A 17025-nucleotide genomic window follows, 5' to 3' on the forward strand; every position below is an offset into this window, starting at 1 on the left:
CATATAATTTGAAAGAAACTTCTTATGTGAAATTACTTCTTAATAACCTTTATCAAATAGCTTGGTTTCCTTAGAACCGTCTCCAAATCCATTTGGATAAATTACTCTTAAATTCTCTCTAAATGAGTTCTTTTGCATACCAAATTGAGTTTTGTTAGTACCATCAATTAGATTGTATGCATAAATAGTATTCTCACCAACCTCTATATTACTTGACTGTAAAAATGGTGCAATTGAACCATTTTTTAGTAAGTCTCCAAATTGAACATTTGAACTAACACCATTATAAATTCCAATCATTTGTCCGTATTCATTATAAGCTAATGACCCTGATGCACCATAGTACAAAGAAGAAAAGTTAACATTATATTGAAAACCATATCAGGCTGCTAAAACTCTTCCTCAATAAGAATCAAAAATTGTTGGGGTAACTGTACTAATTTTTTCTTCTACATTATTTTCAGAGAAACCTTCTGTTGGTTTACGACGAAATGGAAAATTATGCGGTAGTATTGGAAAAGGTTTAGTTGGATCAAATTTAGGAAAATCAAATTTCATACTTTGATTTTGCTTGCCATCCTGCATTTCATATCTTTCAGATGGATTATTTTGCATTCATCAAGCAATCTTGCCATCAACAGGGTAACCAGCAATATAAACATCCTTTGCCTTGGTTAGATTATTAGGATGTTTTTGCGTTTTAAATGCAGATACATAGTCTACTGTTTGCAAATATTTAGAAACATCTTTATTTTGATTTGGAAGTGCAGCTGTTTTTGATAACCTTGCTAGATAGTTATCTACACCATCTATAGCTTCTTTTACTCATTGTTTTAATGTTTCATCTGCTTTATCAAGATCAACATCAATTTCAAAAATTCCAAAATCTACCATCATTGGTACATTAGACACTCTATTTAAATCATCCCAGGCATGTTTATATTCATAATCACTTTTTTCTTGTAATTTTCTAGTCCCAAATTCCTTAACTACTTCATTTAATTTGTCTTGGTATTTGGAAATTGCTTCTTTTTTCATAAAATCAAGGGCAGCAAAAACTATTTTAGGGCTACTAATTGCTTCTGTTGGAGTGGTTTTATGTGAAGTACTTTCTCAGCGACTATGTTCTCCTGTTGGGACAGTATTACCATAATAATTTGCATTTCAATTATTATTTTTTGCTTTATCTACTGATGGCTTATTATTTGGAACATGACTAAAATCATTTACTGGTTTTTCGGTTTTACCCAAAGCAACACCCAGAACTTTTTTATCGCTTTGAGAATCATAATAGTTAAGTTTACTACTCAACTCTTTACTTAGTGAATTACTAAAATGACTTAAAACATGAAGGTTTGTTGCTATGAATAATTTATATTTATTATTAGCATTTTTAAATTTATGATAGTCAAGTAATCACCCAGTCCCTTGATTGTTATCTAATATTCCTTCGTTTCCAGGAAGTTTTGTAAGAAATTTCAAAGCAAAGGTACGATCATAAATTTCTTTATAAATAGTCTTAGGCTCTATGATTTTAAACAAACTAGTTTGGTTTTGTTGAACTGTAGGATTTATTAATTTATTATCTTTATTATCATTTAGGTTTGTATTGCCTTCTCTAGTTGCATTATTTTCACTATCAGGTTTATTTTCACTTATTGATTCAGTAATTTTAGTATTTTCTATTTTAGAACAAGAAGTTAATAAAACTAAGCTGCTAATGCTTGATATCATAGGAATTAATAATAATTTTTGCTTACTCATCATAACCTCGTAATGTAAGTAAAATATCTTTTTCAAAGTTTACCAAAAAAATATTTTTGTAAAATGACATTTCAGCCTTAATCTGTAAAGTAATACATTAAAATTGTGTCTATATACTAATTTAATTTATTGCTAAGTGTATGATATATTTAATTCTCTTTATTCAATGATTGCTATATCTTAAGGAATTTAATAATAATTAAATAAGTTAAACGACACTTCTTTTACTCTTAATTATATTGGCATAAAAATACTTTGTTTTAAAAAGAAAGACTTGCTATATTTGCGAGTATCTAGTTTTTTGTTCTAGTTTATTTTCAATTTGGGTTACTTTTTCATTTTGAAAGGTCTTGTTTAAAGGCATTAGCACCTTTAAACATATCGGAAAAGTCAGTTACTGCTTGAATATTTCAGTTACTAATATCTTGGTTAAACTCACTTGCTTTTTGAAATGCGCCTTGCATATTTTTGATTTTGCTTGTATCTGTAAAATTAAGTTTTGAATTAAAGTTTTTTGCGTCATAAAACATTCATTTTATATTTTCAACATTACTTGTATCAAAGTCAAGTGGTTGATTAAAGGCTTCTGCATAACAAAACATACCACTCATATCTTTTACATTTTTTGTATTACTAAATTTAAGCTCTGAGTTGAATTTCTTTGCACTATAAAACATATTGCCCATATTTTCAACATTACTTGTATCAAAGTCAAGTGGTTGATTAAACTCAAGCGCTCCAAAGAACATACCATACATATTAGTAACATTATTTGTATCAAATTTAATAGGGGAGTTAAATTTATATGCATTATTAAACATAAATTTCATATTTGTTACTTTTTTTGTATTGAAATTTATTGGTTTGTTAAAGTTTTTAGCTCCATTAAACATCATTTCCATAGTGGTAACATTTTGCGTATCAGAAAAGTTTAAATTAGAGTTAAAATTCTCTGCTAATTCAAATAATCCTCTCATATTTGTTACATTTCGTGTATCAAAATTTAATATTTGATTAAATGCTTTTGCATGAGAGAACATTTGTTCCATGTCTTCAACATTTTGTGTATTAAAGTTAATCGGTTGATTAAATTCATTTGTTCCTCAAAACATTGAGTTCATTTTTTTAACATTCTTTGTATCAAAGTTGACCGGTTTATTGAATTTACTTGCCCCGCTAAACATTAAAGACATATCTGTAACATTTTTAGTATTAAATTTTAATTCTTGGTCAAATTCGAGTGCATCATAAAACATAGCCTTCATGTTTTGCACATTTCTTGTATCAAAGTTAAGTGGGGAATTAAAATGTTTTGCTTCATAAAACATTGAATACATAGTAATAACGTTTCTTGTATCAAAGTCAAGTGGTTGATTAATTTCGCTTGCTTCAAACATCATACTCATATCTGTAACATTTGATGTATTTCATTCATTAAGATTTTCTATGTTTGATGATTTATTATCTTTAAATGCTGCTTTTAATGACTCTATAAATCAAGGTAATCTAGTAGGAACCTTCTTAGTTGATTTTGCAAAAGGCTTAATAGCTATTTTGCCAGATTCATCTTTATAATAACCAATTATTTTACAAATAGTTTCTTGACTATCTTCATATTCATGCTCAATTGAGTTTGGATGAAAGCTTACATCTTTTAATTCTAGTGTTAGTTCAAAATCTAAACCATCAAAACTTAAAATAAGGTTTTTAGCGGCATTTTTTAAAGACTTAATTGTTTTATCTGAATCAGTTTTAATTAGATATGGTAATTTAGTAAATTTAATTTTTTTATTTAGATGTTTCACAATATCACTAACTTTATGACTTTGTAAAATCTCATCTTTCATATTAGCTCATTCATCAGTTACTAGCCTTTGAATTTCAAACCTGATAACATTACGGTCATGATTTAATTCATTACGTAATCTTTTAATTTCTTTTTCTAATTCTGCTACATTTTGTTTTTTAATACTAATTTGATTTTTAAGTTCATCAACATAAGAATTCAATTCATGAAATTTAGCTTTCAATTTTAGCATTGCTTCCAGACTTTCTAACTGATAATTTTCTATATCAAAGCTATAAATTAGCGAATCTGCATACTGAGCAATTTGTGTTTTATCTTTTTCTAAATTGACTATCTGACTTTGTAGTAATTTAAGTTCATCTTGTAATTTTTCAATCTTATTTTGACTAATATTTTGTTGCTTATTTTTTTTAATAAGCAATGTTGTTGTTATGGAAATAGGAACTGCAGCCACAGCTGTTAGTCCACCTATTAGTAATAAACTTTTTTTCATTTTCTTAACTCCTTATCAAGTTGTGATGGTTTTTTTAATTGTTTAAAACTAAAACATTAATTACAATTAAAGTAATTAAGTATATTTGCGGTTTAGTGTAATTACTAGTTGTATTTTTACTTATAGAATTATTTTCTAAAAGCTTTAGGTCATATTCTAAATAACCTAAAAATAAGTTTTTTTGATTTTCTAGTTCAATAAATGAATCTGAAGTTGGAGTAAATCAAATATCTTTGTAATAAAAACCTAAATTACTAGTATAAAAAACTCATAATCCGTTATACAAGTTAAGATATGAAAAATACTTCATTTTATTTCTAGTTTTAATATAACTAGATCAATCTAATTGATCTGTTAAAACACGAGAAGTAGAAAGGATAATATAGTTGCTAGAATATTTAATAAAATAGTTTTCTAATATTCTAGCTACATACATTAGATTGAAATTTAATTTATTTACTAGACTTTTTGAATTAGAGAATTTAAAACCATCACCAGCATCACCTAAAAGTTCATATTCATAAATATTTCGAATATCTTTATTATTTAGTTCATATTTAACAGATTTTAAATCATTTGATTTTGTTAAATAGTTACTATTTTTTAAATTATCTAAAAACAAGAAACCATAAAGTAATTCATAGTTACTAACTTGTAAGCTATTTTCAAAATAATTATTAATTTCAATAGAAAAATTTAAAAAATCAAGCAAAATATTTTTTTTATTTTTATCAGTCGTTTTTTTAATTAATTATTTTAGTTGATTATTTGTAATAAATGTGTTTTTCAAAATTAGTTTTAAATCTAATAAATCATTCCTATTCCATGAACTAGGAACTTTATTATTTCCAAAAGGTTTTGAAAATAACTTTAAGTTCTTTTCATTAATTATTATTTTTTTATGATTGATTAGACCTAGCTCATCTCACATTTTAATTCTTAAATCAATATTGCTTTTAGAAGAAAAATCATCTTTTAAAGATTTATTCTTTAAAAAATATTGATAAATATATTTAGATAAATAAGAATATTTAATCTTGTCCTCTAATATATTTTTATTTAATGTATAAGTATCATAAACATCATTTAACTTAAAATCTTCATAGTTATTATTTTGTGTTAAAACTTTAATACTATAACTTTTTTCATTAGCTCTGACAAATGACATCGGTATATTTGCTACAAAACATAAACTAAGTAATAAAGTACAAATTATAGTTGTAGTTTGTAAAGAGAAAAGAAACATTAACATACTTATAAAATTAATTAGACAAAATGAGGCAAACAAATTATACAAAAGATATACTAATGTCATTTTTAAAATAAAAATATCGTATTTAAATCTATTAAAAACACTATAAGCTAAATTAATAAGTAGAAAACTTACTAAAACATTTATTGCTAAAATCAAAATTATTAAAAAATATTGTGAGATAAAAAATTTATTTCTACTAACTTGATTTGTTAAAACAATATAGGTAGTCTTATCTTCTAAATTTTTATTAAAGAAAAATTGAATCATTTTTAAAATAAGGACAAATAATAAACAGCAAGTAAAAAATAGTATGTAAAAATTGAAGATAATCACTCTATTTTGTCCTGTTTTAACAAAAGCTAAAAGAACACCTATTAAAAACGATATAAGAATATTAGAAAAGTTTAAGATGCAAAACAAACGTTCTTTTATTAGATTTTTTAAACAAAATCTGATTAATTTTCTAAAGGGAATTCTTTTATATTTAATTAGTTTAGAATTAGTAGAATTGTTTATTTTAGAATTATTAGAGAGTTTTTGCATAAATTAAATATGCTCCTATAAACCTAATAAGTTAAAATTCGTTTTATTAGTTATTAACCAGTTTTTCTAAAAGTAACATTTCACGTAATTTATTTTGTTCATCTTTAATTTCTTGTTTTAGTCTTTCTAATTCTAAAATACTTTCTTTTTGTTTTAGTTTACTATCAAAACTTTCTAGTTTTTCATTAAGCATTTTTTCAAAATAAAGCTCTTTTTTAAATTCTTATAGTTCTTGTTTTTGAGATAAAATATCAGACTTTAGTCTATTAAATTCTTCATTTTTTAAAAACTGATTAACATCATTAGAGTTATTTTGATGAATTTGAGATTTTAAATAAGAAATTTGATCCTTTAATTGATCAAATTGATCATTTAAGGGTGAACTACTTTTAAAAGAATCAAAATGATTTTTTAGTTTAGTTTTACAAGGATTATTCATATTTTTAATTTCTTTATAAAGTGTGTGATTAATTTTATTAGTTTGTTTACTAATAAAATCTTTTAAATCTAAAACACTACTTTGATCAGTATTTAGTTGATCTATTTTGTCTAAAAAATCTTTTTTAATTTCACTAACACTATTAATTTGAGCTTTTAGTTCATCTACAAAAAAATTCATAGGACACTGCCATAGGTTTTTGAGAAAAAATTAATATACTTTGTAAAAGACAAATAATCTAATATTATTTAACATAAAAATTAATAAAATTTCAAACAAATTATCATTTTTTTAATTTTTGAGCATAGAAAAAACAATAAAATGATATTTTTTATAACATTTTATCCATATTATTGATTTTTAAAACTAATACATGTAAAATTATTTTTTAATTTCATAAAGTAAGAAAATGATAATTTAAACTTTTTTTGAAAAGTTTGTAAAAAATTTAAAAATTTTTATGAGAGGTTGATAATAAAAATTTGACTTAGTTTGTGTTTTTAAATAATTGTATTCAGAACATCAATATATTAATTTTTGTAAGTAATTTTTAAATGATGTAAATTTTTTTCTAAGTTTGTATTTTCATTTTTTAATCAATGAATGAAATATCTCTATGATAACATTATCTGAGCAGCTATAAGTTCTTCCCATACTTATAGTTATTTTATTTTTATAGGCTCACTTTTGGTATTTTTTAGAAAAATAAACTGAACCGTGATCTGAATGCATAATTAGGTTATCTTTTCATAAATTGTCTTTAATAAGTTGTCTTTTAAAGCCTTTCATATTTCTCATAATTAATTCAGTATCATTTTTAAAACTAAATTTAACATCAATTATTCTTCTAGTTGTAGCTTCTAAAATTGTTGATTGGTAGAACTTTATACCAAAAATGCTATGAAAAGTAACATCAGTGTAAAAAACCTTATTTTTACCATAAATATTTTCTAGATTGCTTTGATTAACTTGTTGTTTTAAATTATTGATTTCATTAAACATATTTAAAAATGTTTTTTGCAATAAATTATTAATTAAATTAACTGATTGAATATTATTATTGTTATTATTATTGTTATTATCTAATATCTCAACTTCTAATTGTTCAGAAGCTGAATCACGCTGATTGGTTACATTTGAATTATTTAAAGTTTTATCAAAACTAATTGATTGGTTAAAATTAGAGTTTAAATTAATATCTGGTTGATATTTAGGTTGATATTTAGGTTGATGTTTAGTGATCTTATCTTCTAAAGCTTTTTTAATTGCATCAATATTAATAGATAAACTAGCAATACTTTTTATTTGAAAATTGTTTTTTTCTAAAATATTTAAAGCATCACTAAAAACTTGATGTTCTTTTAAACCAATTACTAAAGAATTAGAATCACTATCTAGATTAAAAGTTAAAATATCATTTTGATTTAAAATTTTTTCTACTTCATCTAGTAATATATTATTTTCGAATGTAATCTTTGTTTTTTTATACAAATTTAGTTCTTGTTTAGTACCACAAAATAGTAATTTACCTTTTTCTAAAATTACAAAGTTTTCTATAATATCATAAACTTCATCTATATTATTAACAGTTAAAATTATTGTACTATTTGATTTTCTTCTAAATTCATCTAAGATTTTATAAATTTGATTTCTTCAATGAGAATCTAAGTTAGCTCCAGGTTCATCGCATACTAAAATTCTAGGTTCTTTTATAAAACATAAAAATTAAGTTAACACGATTTTTCATCCCTCATGAAAAGCTTTTTAAAGGTTTATCTTTATATTCTCATAAATCAAATTTTTTCAATCAATATTCTAGTCTGGTTTTAACTAGTTTTTGTTCTAAACCCATAACATAGCACATATTGTATAAAAAATCATAAGCTGAGATTGAGTACAAAGAAAAGTCCATTTGTGAATAAAATCCAATATCAGAATTATTTTGGATTGAATCGCTATCTTTTCTTTCTTTTTGGTTAATAAAAATGTTTCCTTGATAATTAATACTTGTTCCTAGTAGTGAGTTAATAAATACACTTTTACCAGATCCACTACTTCCTAATAAAGCAGTAATTTTCCCTTTTTCAATATTAAATGAAAACGGACCAATTTCTATATCTTTAAACTTTTTATAAAAATTATCAACTACTATACTATATTTATCACTTTTCATTTTCACATTAGCACGTAGTTTTTCAAAAACATTTCCTACCATATCTTCCCTTGTACTAATATATGCAGATTTGAAACCCAACTAGACTACATTTTATTTAGTTTATGTTTTGTATTCTTGGTTGCTTCAAATCTTATTTTTAATTTTACAAAAAAAAAAAAAAAAACAAACCTTTAAAAGCTCGTTAACAAGTTCTTTAATGTTGATAAGTATAATAAAAAGCCTATAGAATAGGCTTTATTATAAGAAAAGAATTTTTAAATTTTTTTTTATTTTTTTATTAAAAAAATTAAAAAAGGCATATTTTTATACGCCTTTTAGTCTTAATATTTTATTTCTTTTTCTTTTTTAAACTTCTATAAATAATAAATCCTGAAGAAGCTAATAAAGCTACTGAAAGTAGAGAAAGACCAACATAAACTCCTACTTTTGATTCAATTTCAATTTCAACAGGATTTCCTGTATAAGTACTATCAGATGACTTTATAGAAACTTTTTCATCTTTTCTTTCAATTGATAATTTAGAAGTATTTAAATTTGATTTAGGATTTAGTTTATCAATTGCTTTTAAAATTGTATCATCTTTATTATCTGCTAAACCTTTTAATTTTTTTACTTGAATTAATTTCTCTAAATTATTATTTACTTCAAAAATTACAGTTACTGTTTTTGTTTCATTACCATTATTTGTAGCTTTTAATTCAATAACAGCACTATCGTTTAAATTACCATTACTTGTATTTGTAGTTGTGTCATTAGCTGAACCAGTAGCAGAAACACCATTTCCATTACCTTTAACACTTACAGTTACTTTTTTTTCGTCAATAGAATTTTGCTTAATAAAAGCTTTTTTAATTATTTCATTGTCTTTTTTACTAATAAAACCTAAATCTTTTTGCTTAGCAATTTTTGTTAAATCAACTTTTTCTTCACCCTTATTTTCATTAGGCATTTTTGTTTTATCAGATGTATTACATGCAACAACTGCAACTCCACTTGTAGCAATTAAACCAATAGAACCTAATATTGTTAATAACTTCTTCATTTCTATCCTTTCATAGGCTAATAGAATATTAATATCATCAAAAATTATTATATACTATCTACTAAAATCCAACCATAAAATTAAATACAAAATACATAGTATTTTACAAATACAACAATATTAATAAAACAAATAAAAAAACCTTAAACTATATTAAATTAAATTTAAGGTTAAACTATAAAATAGTTTAATTAGTTTCAAGTTGTTTGATTTTACTTACTACTTTTAAATAATCATTCTCATTAAATAATAATGAACCAACAACTATTCAATCTAATTGACAATCAATTAATTTTTTAATATTTTCTCATCTAACTCCACCATCTATTTGAAATTTTAAATGAGGATATTTAAGTTTTAATTCTTTAATTAAATTTAGTTTAGTTCAACTAGATTCTTCAAACTTTTGTCCAGTAAATCCTGGTTTAATTGACATAAAAGTAACCACTTCTATTTCATTTAATATTTTTTTAATATCATTAATTTCATTATTAAGATCTAAAGCAATTCCGGGTTTTAAATTATATTTTTTAATTTCATTAATTCATAACTTAGCCTGGTTTAAATCATTAATAGCATTATAATGAAATGTTAAATAATCAGCATTTTTAAATAGACTAATTTTATCTAATAAATCAATTCCCATAATATGAACTTCAATTATTAAATTTGGAAATTGTTGTTTAATTTCATCAACAAGTTTATTTGATAAAGCATAATTTTTAACAAACACACCATCCATTACATCAAAATGAATTTGATTAATTTGTGCTTTTGTTAAATTAGTTATTTCTGTTTTTAAATCAATTAGATTTGCACAATAAATTGATGGAACAATTTTCATTAACTTAAAAATTCCTTAATCTTTTGTTTAGCTTGATCTTGATCTAAAAGATTTTCTAAAACAATTTTACGTTCAAAGTTAATACTATTTTGCAAATCTATTCCACAAACTACAGCTAATATAGTTTCATCAGTTGGATCAAATGAATTTAAATTAGTATGTGTTATTTGTATTGGTAAATCTAATTCTTTAATAACATTTTTTAAATTCATTTCAATTAGCAATGATGAACCTAAACCTTGACCACAAACAGCAACTATTTTATATTGTTTTTTAAGATCATATTTTGATATAAGCTTTTGATCTTTATTAATAATTTCATCTTTATTGTTATTATCTAGTTTTTTAACTAAATTAATTTTTTTAGTTAAAAAACTATAAATTGGTAAGATTAATCAACTTATTATACTAATTATTAGTAAAACTCAAATAGCACTTTTAACTCCAATTAATCTTAATAAAACTCCAATTGGTAACCCTAATAAAAAGTCTCCATCTCCTCAAGCAATATGTTGATTGTTATTAGAAATGTTTGGAATTAATTGTAAACCAATAAATAAGAACGGAACAAATGAAATAATTAATCCATTAACAAAAGAACCAATAACAGCTCCTTTAATACCACCTGTTGAATTTCCAAAAACCCCACAAGTAGCACCAACAAAAAAGTGTGGAACAATACTTGGAATAATAATAATTCAAATATCTACATTAATTCCTTTTAAATTAACAATTAAAATTGTTATCCCCATTGCTATAATTCCACCAATAAATGATGAAATAAACCCAATTAGAACTGCATTTGGTGCATAAGGAAATACAATTGGACAATCTAAAGCTGGTTTTGCATCTGGAACTACTTTTTGTGAAATCCCTTGAAATGATGGAATAATTTCAGCAATAAACATTCTTACTCCAATTAAAACAATTTCAACTCCTGCTGCAAATGTTAAAGATTGTAATAATCCTTGTGCAAAAACATCTTTTCCATTATCAATAATTTTATGATCAACCATTTGCTCATATCCATGAACTATAAAAGTAGTAAAGTAAATTATCAAATAAAGCAATAACATAGTTATACCAATAGCTACATTAGTATTTCTTAAAAATGCTAGTCCTTTTGGAAAATTAACATCTTCAGTAGAACGTGATGGTTTTTTACTAATTTTTGTTATTCCTAATCCAATAATTGCTGATAATCAATAACCAAGTGAACCAGTATGTCCTAGTGCTAAATTATCATTTTTAGTAATTCTAATAACATGATTATTTAATAAAGCTGGGGTTAACACCATATAGATAGAAACTAGTAAAGCTCCAGAAATTACTACGGTTGTTAAATTTTTTACTTCATCTAAATTTAGACCAGCAACATGCATTACACTTGCAAACATTGTTGAAAAATAAAACAAAACATGACCTGTTAAATAAATATATTTAAATTTACTAATTCTGGCTAAAACTATATTTAAAAACATAGCACAAATCATAATTAGTGATCCAGTTAAAACTATTTTTGAAATATTTAAAAATAAACCTGGTAAAACATCATTATTTGCAATAGCTCCAGATCTTTGAAATAATAAGTTAAAAGCAAAACCTAGTTTTTGAATAGAACCAGCAATAATACCAGCTCCACCACCAATAATTAAAAAACCAATAGCTGTTTTAATTGTTGAAGTTAAACTTTCTGTAAATTTCTTTTTTTGTAATAAAGAACCAATAAAAGCAAATAGTGCTACTAATATTGCTGGAGTTCCAATAAATTCAGTAAAGAAATTTAAAACATATTTTCCAAAATCCATATTAACTCCTTCTACTTATCATATTTTTGTAAAACTATTAATATATCTTGTGTGTTATTAACTTTTTCTAATTCATTTGTAAAATCTTTATTATTAAATAAAACTGCAAATTTTTGTAAAAGATCAATGTGTGAATGATTATCTTTTGCAAATAATGACAGACAATATTTAACATGATATCTTTGCTCTTGTTTAAAAATTACAGGATATTTAAAAACAGTTAAACTAATAGCATTATTTTTATCTTTTCATTTCTCTTTTGGTGTTAGGTGAAGTAAAGCTATTTGTGAAGCAATGATATAATATGGACCTATTTTATTTGTTAGTTCTATTATTTCTTTTGAAAAATCATCATCAACATAATGATTTTTTACTAATAATTCATTAGCAACTTGTATAGCTTGTTGTCAAGAAGTGATTTTTGTATCTATATAAGTTACAAGTTCTTTTTTAAATAGCATAATACCTTTCTAATTTTGATAACACACTTTAATTTTATAATTCATAATAGTGAATAAAAAATTAAAAAGTAAAACATCAATAATAATTAATTTTTAAACTTGGATAAAAAAAGAAAGGTTTCCAACCTTTCACTTTACAAAATATTTAAATGTGTATCTTTTTTTACTATAATCCTAAAACATTATAACCATCTACATCAATATTTATACCTAAAGAATCTGTTGTTAATGATGATTTAGGTGTTTTTTTGAAGTTTATCTAATTTTTCTTTAGCTAATTTTAATTCTTCTTCAGCTTTTGTAACTACTTTTCTAGTTGCTTCTTTTTTATCTGGAGTAACTTTTTCTAACGCTTGTTTAGCCTCATCGCCTCATCAACTTTCTTTTGAGCAGCTGCTACAGCTTCTTTTGCATCATTTAATTTAGCTGCATCTGTAGATATTTTTTGATTAGCTTTATCATCCTGCATTCCACCATCATTTTCAGTTTCTCCATGTGGTTGAACTTCAGGATTTCCACTATCACTTGGTTTTTCACTACCATTATTATCTGTGTTTGAGCTTGTATTGGTTCCTTTATCACCACATGCAACTGCAACTGCCGCTGTTGAAGCTACCATACCAATTGAACCTAGTAAAGTTAATAATTTTTTCATTAATTATCCTTTCAAAAAACCGGTTATTTTAGCTACATATTATGTATTCTATATAGCTGAAATTCATTATATATATAATGTCAAGCATTTAGCAGGATTTGTCTAAACCTTATAGTTGAAATAAGTTTTATGTTTGTTTTTTAAAAATCTATTTTTTTTAACTAAAAACTAAGTATTTTTTTATATAAAAAAGAAGGATCTCTTTAATCCTTCTTTTTTAGCTTATATAAATATTAATTTATTCAAAACTTAACTATATTTTTTTTTTTTTTTTTAAAAAAAAAAAAAAAAAAAATAAATCAAGAATATAACTATTTCAATAAGAATCTAATTCCGAATTGTTTAATGAATAAGAAACTTTCAAAGCACCTGCTCCTTCAGTTGATTTACCTGTTGATGAACCTGCTCCTTCAGTTGGTTTACTATCATTATCTTTATCTTCTTTTGTCATTTCTGATGGTTTTTCAGAAGTTCCATTATTATTCATTTCAGTATTTGATCTATCACCACATGCAACTACAGCAGCACTAGTTGATGCAATTAAACCAACTGAACTTAGTAAAGTTAATAATTTTTTCATTAATTATCCTTTCAAAAAACCGGTTATTTTAGCTACATATTATGTATTCTATATAGCTGAAATTCATTATATATATAATGTCAAGCATATATACATGGTTTTTGAACGATTGAAGAAATAACTAATGAAAACACGTATCCTCTTCCATCTGTTAGATTCTTTACTAATTGGTTATAAAGATGGTAATTCTACTGCTATTAATATGGGGTTTAAAGATAATTTTTCATGAATTCCAACTGGCAGATGAGCTTCACTTAAATTTGTAAAGAAAAAGGAATTACTAGAAATTTTAAAAATTTAAAATAAATAAAATAGAAGTAGTTAATATAAGATAATAAAAACTCACTTGTTAAAATAAGTGAGTTTTTATTGTAAAGCTATTGCTTTGTAAAATATTTTATTTTGCTTTACCTGGAGTTGTTCCATCAGCTTTACCTGGAGTTGTTCCATCAGCTTTACCTGGAGTTGTTCCATCAGCTTTACCTGGAGTTGTTCCATCAGCTTTACCTGGAGTTGTTCCATCAGCTTTACCTGGAGTTGTTCCATCAGCTTTACCTGGAGTTGTTCCATCAGCTTTACCTGGAGTTGTTCCATCAGCTTTACCTGGAGTTGTTCCATCAGCTTTACCTGGAGTTGTTCCATCAGCTTTACCTGGAGTTGTTCCATCAGCTTTACCTGGAGTTGTTCCATCAGCTTTACCTGGAGTTGTTCCATCAGCTTTACCTGGAGTTGTTCCATCAGCTTTACCTGGAGTTGTTCCATCAGCTTTACCTGGAGTTGTTCCATCAGCTTTACCTGGAGTTGTTCCATCAGCTTTACCTGGAGTTGTTCCATCAGCTTTACCTGGAGTTGTTCCATCAGCTTTACCTGGAGTTGTTCCATCAGCTTTACCTGGAGTTGTTCCATCAGCTTTACCTGGAGTTGTTCCATCAGCTTTACCTGGAGTTGTTCCATCAGCTTTACCTGGAGTTGTTCCATCAGCTTTACCTGGAGTTGTTCCATCAGCTTTACCTGGAGTTGTTCCATCAGCTTTACCTGGAGTTGTTCCATCAGCTTTACCTGGAGTTGTTCCATCAGCTTTACCTGGAGTTGTTCCATCAGCTTTAGACTCTTCCTCTTTTTTATCTTCTTTTGTCATTTCTGATGGTTTTTCAGAAGTTCCATTATTATTCATTTCAGTATTTGATCTATCACCACATGCAACTACAGCAGCACTAGTTGATGCAATTAAACCAACTGAACTTAGTAAAGTTAATAATTTTTTCATTAATTATCCTTTCAAAAAACCGGTTATTTTAGCTACATATTATGTATTCTATATAGCTGAAATTCATTATATATATATATATATAATGTCAAGCACTTAGCAGGGTTTGTCTAAACTTTATAGTTGGAATAAGTTTTGCACTCATTTTCTAGTAAATAACTTATTTTTAAAAATCTATTTTTAAATAAAAAAATCTTATTATCTATACTTAATCAACTAACTAAATATAAATAATAAGAGTAAAACTTAAACTATTGTAAAAGGACCAGTTCACTTATAATGATTAGTTCAAAAGTTATTTATTTTAAAAACTGGTATATAAGTTCATTTAATATTTAATGCATAAATTCTAGCTGCTTTAAAATCATATTCATACATTTCTAAAGCTGAAGAAACTAGCTTACTAACTTCATCATTATAATATAATTCAATTTTATTTTTAATAATAATAGAAATATAGTAATTAATAAATAAACATATAATCATAGAAAAACTTAAATAATTAAAGATCATATATTTTCATAATTTGTATAAAAAGTTTATATTCATATTATTTTGATTATTTAAACTATTAACTTCAAATACATTTGTAAAAAAATTATAAATAAATAAGAATAGATTTGCTAACATAAATAAACTTAACATAATAATTAAAAAAGTAGGAATAGTTAAAATAGTTAGTCTATAAACTTTTAATAAACCATCTTTTTTAACTTGCTTTGCTGAAATTCATAATCTAGAAATTAAATAATCTAATTCATAACCAACTGATTCAAATATACGTTTACTAATAATAATTTGTTTTTTATTTTTATTAATATTTTTAAAAACTTTAATCATATTATCAGTATCAGTATAAATAATTTCATAATCAGTTAAATTAAAGATAATTTGAAATTGTCTAATTGCTTTATTAATATCTGTTGAATTAATTACTAAATTACTAGAATTAATAAAAGGTACTTGGTGATTTAAATAACTTCTAGTAGTTATTAAATAAATTAATAGAATTAAAAAAATAGTTAAAGTATTAACTATTAAAAGTATGAAATTAGCTAAACTAAAGCTCATAAAATCACCTGACTTAATTATTTAATTTTTAAACTTACTAATATTTTATTAGTATTATTTATTAATTATCTAATATTTGTAAATAAAAAAGTTGTATTTCTACAACTCAGCATTATGATAGACGTTTTGTACATCTTCTAGTTCATCTAATTTATCTAATAAAGTTTGTAATTGCAATTTAATTTGCTCATCTTTAATTTCAATTCTTTTATCAATTGGAATAGCTCTAATTTCTGAAATTAAATACTCATCAATATTTAATTTATCTAATGATTGTTTAACACTATTATAAGCTTTAAAAGGAGCATAAATAATAATAGTTTCATCTTCACAAATTAAATCATTGATTTCTACTTCATCACTCATTAAAGCTTCTAAAACTTCATCTTCTTTTTTATTTTTAAAAGCAAACATTGCTACATCTTCAAATAAAAAACTTACTTTTCCATCTGGATTACCTTTATTTTTATTAAAAGTTTCTCTAATCATAGCAGCTGCTTTATTAACATTACTTGTTAAAGTATCAACTAAAATTGCTACATTATTAGGTCCAATACCTTCATACCTATTAGATACATAATTTTCAGCATCTCCACCAGCAGCTCTTTTAATTGCTCTTTCAATTACATCTCTTGGTATTTGATTAGCTTTAGCTTTATCAATTACGGATCTTAAAGCTAAATTTGAATTTGGATCAATTCCACCTTGTTTTGCAGCCATATAAATTTCTTTTGCTGCTCTTCCATTTGCTGCAGATTTTTTAGCAGCAGTTTTAGCCATTGAAGCGGCTCTTACTTCATGTGCTCTTCCCATATTAATA

16 protein-coding genes and 1 pseudogene are annotated in these 17025 nt (G+C 24.6%); 1 reads left to right on the top strand and 16 read right to left on the bottom strand.

Going from position 1 to position 17025, the window contains the following annotated elements:
• Positions 1 to 39: 39 nt before the first annotated feature.
• The 13 genes and pseudogenes from MSB_RS02880 to MSB_RS02940 all read right to left on the bottom strand — a co-directional run bounded on the left by MSB_RS02880 (position 40) and on the right by MSB_RS02940 (position 13867).
• Complete coding sequence (locus MSB_RS02880; RefSeq protein ID WP_013447864.1) at positions 40 to 1764, bottom strand: MIP family Ig-specific serine endopeptidase; 1725 nt, start codon at positions 1762 to 1764, stop codon at positions 40 to 42.
• Between the two features lie 311 nt (positions 1765 to 2075).
• Positions 2076 to 4064, bottom strand: a complete 1989-nt coding sequence (locus MSB_RS02885; protein ID WP_013447865.1) for a BspA family leucine-rich repeat surface protein — start codon at positions 4062 to 4064, stop codon at positions 2076 to 2078.
• Between the two features lie 34 nt (positions 4065 to 4098).
• Positions 4099 to 4776, bottom strand: coding sequence for a hypothetical protein (locus MSB_RS02890; protein WP_013447866.1), 678 nt, complete (start codon positions 4774 to 4776; stop codon positions 4099 to 4101).
• 39 nt (positions 4777 to 4815) lie between these two features.
• Complete coding sequence (locus MSB_RS05195; protein WP_162465528.1) at positions 4816 to 5310, bottom strand: hypothetical protein; 495 nt, start codon at positions 5308 to 5310, stop codon at positions 4816 to 4818.
• A 598-nt stretch (positions 5311 to 5908) separates the two neighbouring features.
• Positions 5909 to 6055, bottom strand: a complete 147-nt coding sequence (locus MSB_RS05200; RefSeq protein WP_014584473.1) for a hypothetical protein — start codon at positions 6053 to 6055, stop codon at positions 5909 to 5911.
• Positions 6056 to 6085: 30 nt separating this feature from the next.
• Entirely contained in the window at positions 6086 to 6481 is a 396-nt protein-coding gene (locus MSB_RS02900; protein WP_013447868.1) for a hypothetical protein, read from the bottom strand.
• A 765-nt stretch (positions 6482 to 7246) separates the two neighbouring features.
• Positions 7247 to 8516 (bottom strand): annotated as a pseudogene (locus tag MSB_RS05430) (ATP-binding cassette domain-containing protein); the annotation flags it as partial.
• A 289-nt stretch (positions 8517 to 8805) separates the two neighbouring features.
• Positions 8806 to 9519 (bottom strand): lipoprotein, encoded by a 714-nt coding sequence (locus MSB_RS02915; RefSeq protein WP_013447871.1) that lies wholly within the window; start codon positions 9517 to 9519, stop codon positions 8806 to 8808.
• Between the two features lie 187 nt (positions 9520 to 9706).
• Positions 9707 to 10363, bottom strand: coding sequence for a ribulose-phosphate 3-epimerase (locus tag MSB_RS02920; protein ID WP_013447872.1), 657 nt, complete (start codon positions 10361 to 10363; stop codon positions 9707 to 9709).
• Positions 10363 to 12171, bottom strand: a complete 1809-nt coding sequence (locus MSB_RS02925; RefSeq protein WP_013447873.1) for a PTS ascorbate-specific subunit IIBC — start codon at positions 12169 to 12171, stop codon at positions 10363 to 10365. The genes MSB_RS02920 and MSB_RS02925 overlap by 1 nt, the downstream gene beginning before the upstream one ends.
• Before the next feature lie 11 nt (positions 12172 to 12182).
• Positions 12183 to 12632, bottom strand: a complete 450-nt coding sequence (locus tag MSB_RS02930; RefSeq protein ID WP_013447874.1) for a PTS sugar transporter subunit IIA — start codon at positions 12630 to 12632, stop codon at positions 12183 to 12185.
• A gap of 346 nt (positions 12633 to 12978) precedes the next feature.
• Positions 12979 to 13287 carry a lipoprotein gene (locus MSB_RS02935; RefSeq protein ID WP_013447875.1) on the bottom strand — a complete coding sequence of 103 codons (309 nt, stop codon included), beginning with the start codon at positions 13285 to 13287 and terminating at the stop codon, positions 12979 to 12981.
• Between the two features lie 253 nt (positions 13288 to 13540).
• The gene (locus tag MSB_RS02940) at positions 13541 to 13867 is read right to left on the bottom strand and encodes a lipoprotein (RefSeq protein WP_013447876.1); all 327 of its coding nucleotides are present in this window, start codon (positions 13865 to 13867) and stop codon (positions 13541 to 13543) included.
• Positions 13868 to 13991: 124 nt separating this feature from the next.
• Between MSB_RS02940 and MSB_RS02945 the strand changes: the two genes are divergently transcribed.
• Complete coding sequence (locus tag MSB_RS02945) at positions 13992 to 14168, top strand: phosphoglycerate kinase (RefSeq protein WP_013447877.1); 177 nt, start codon at positions 13992 to 13994, stop codon at positions 14166 to 14168.
• A 96-nt stretch (positions 14169 to 14264) separates the two neighbouring features.
• Here MSB_RS02945 and MSB_RS05355 read toward each other — a convergent pair whose 3' ends face one another.
• The 3 genes from MSB_RS05355 to MSB_RS02960 form a co-directional block, all read right to left on the bottom strand.
• Positions 14265 to 15134, bottom strand: a complete 870-nt coding sequence (locus tag MSB_RS05355; RefSeq protein ID WP_013447878.1) for a lipoprotein — start codon at positions 15132 to 15134, stop codon at positions 14265 to 14267.
• A 246-nt stretch (positions 15135 to 15380) separates the two neighbouring features.
• Positions 15381 to 16205 carry a hypothetical protein gene (locus tag MSB_RS02955; RefSeq protein WP_013447879.1) on the bottom strand — a complete coding sequence of 275 codons (825 nt, stop codon included), beginning with the start codon at positions 16203 to 16205 and terminating at the stop codon, positions 15381 to 15383.
• Between the two features lie 99 nt (positions 16206 to 16304).
• Positions 16305 to 17018 (bottom strand): YebC/PmpR family DNA-binding transcriptional regulator, encoded by a 714-nt coding sequence (locus MSB_RS02960; protein WP_013447880.1) that lies wholly within the window; start codon positions 17016 to 17018, stop codon positions 16305 to 16307.
• Positions 17019 to 17025: the final 7 nt, after the last annotated feature.

This window comes from Mycoplasma leachii PG50 (genome assembly GCF_000183365.1).
Taxonomy (GTDB): Bacteria; Bacillota_I; Bacilli_A; order Mycoplasmatales; family Mycoplasmataceae; genus Mycoplasma; species Mycoplasma leachii.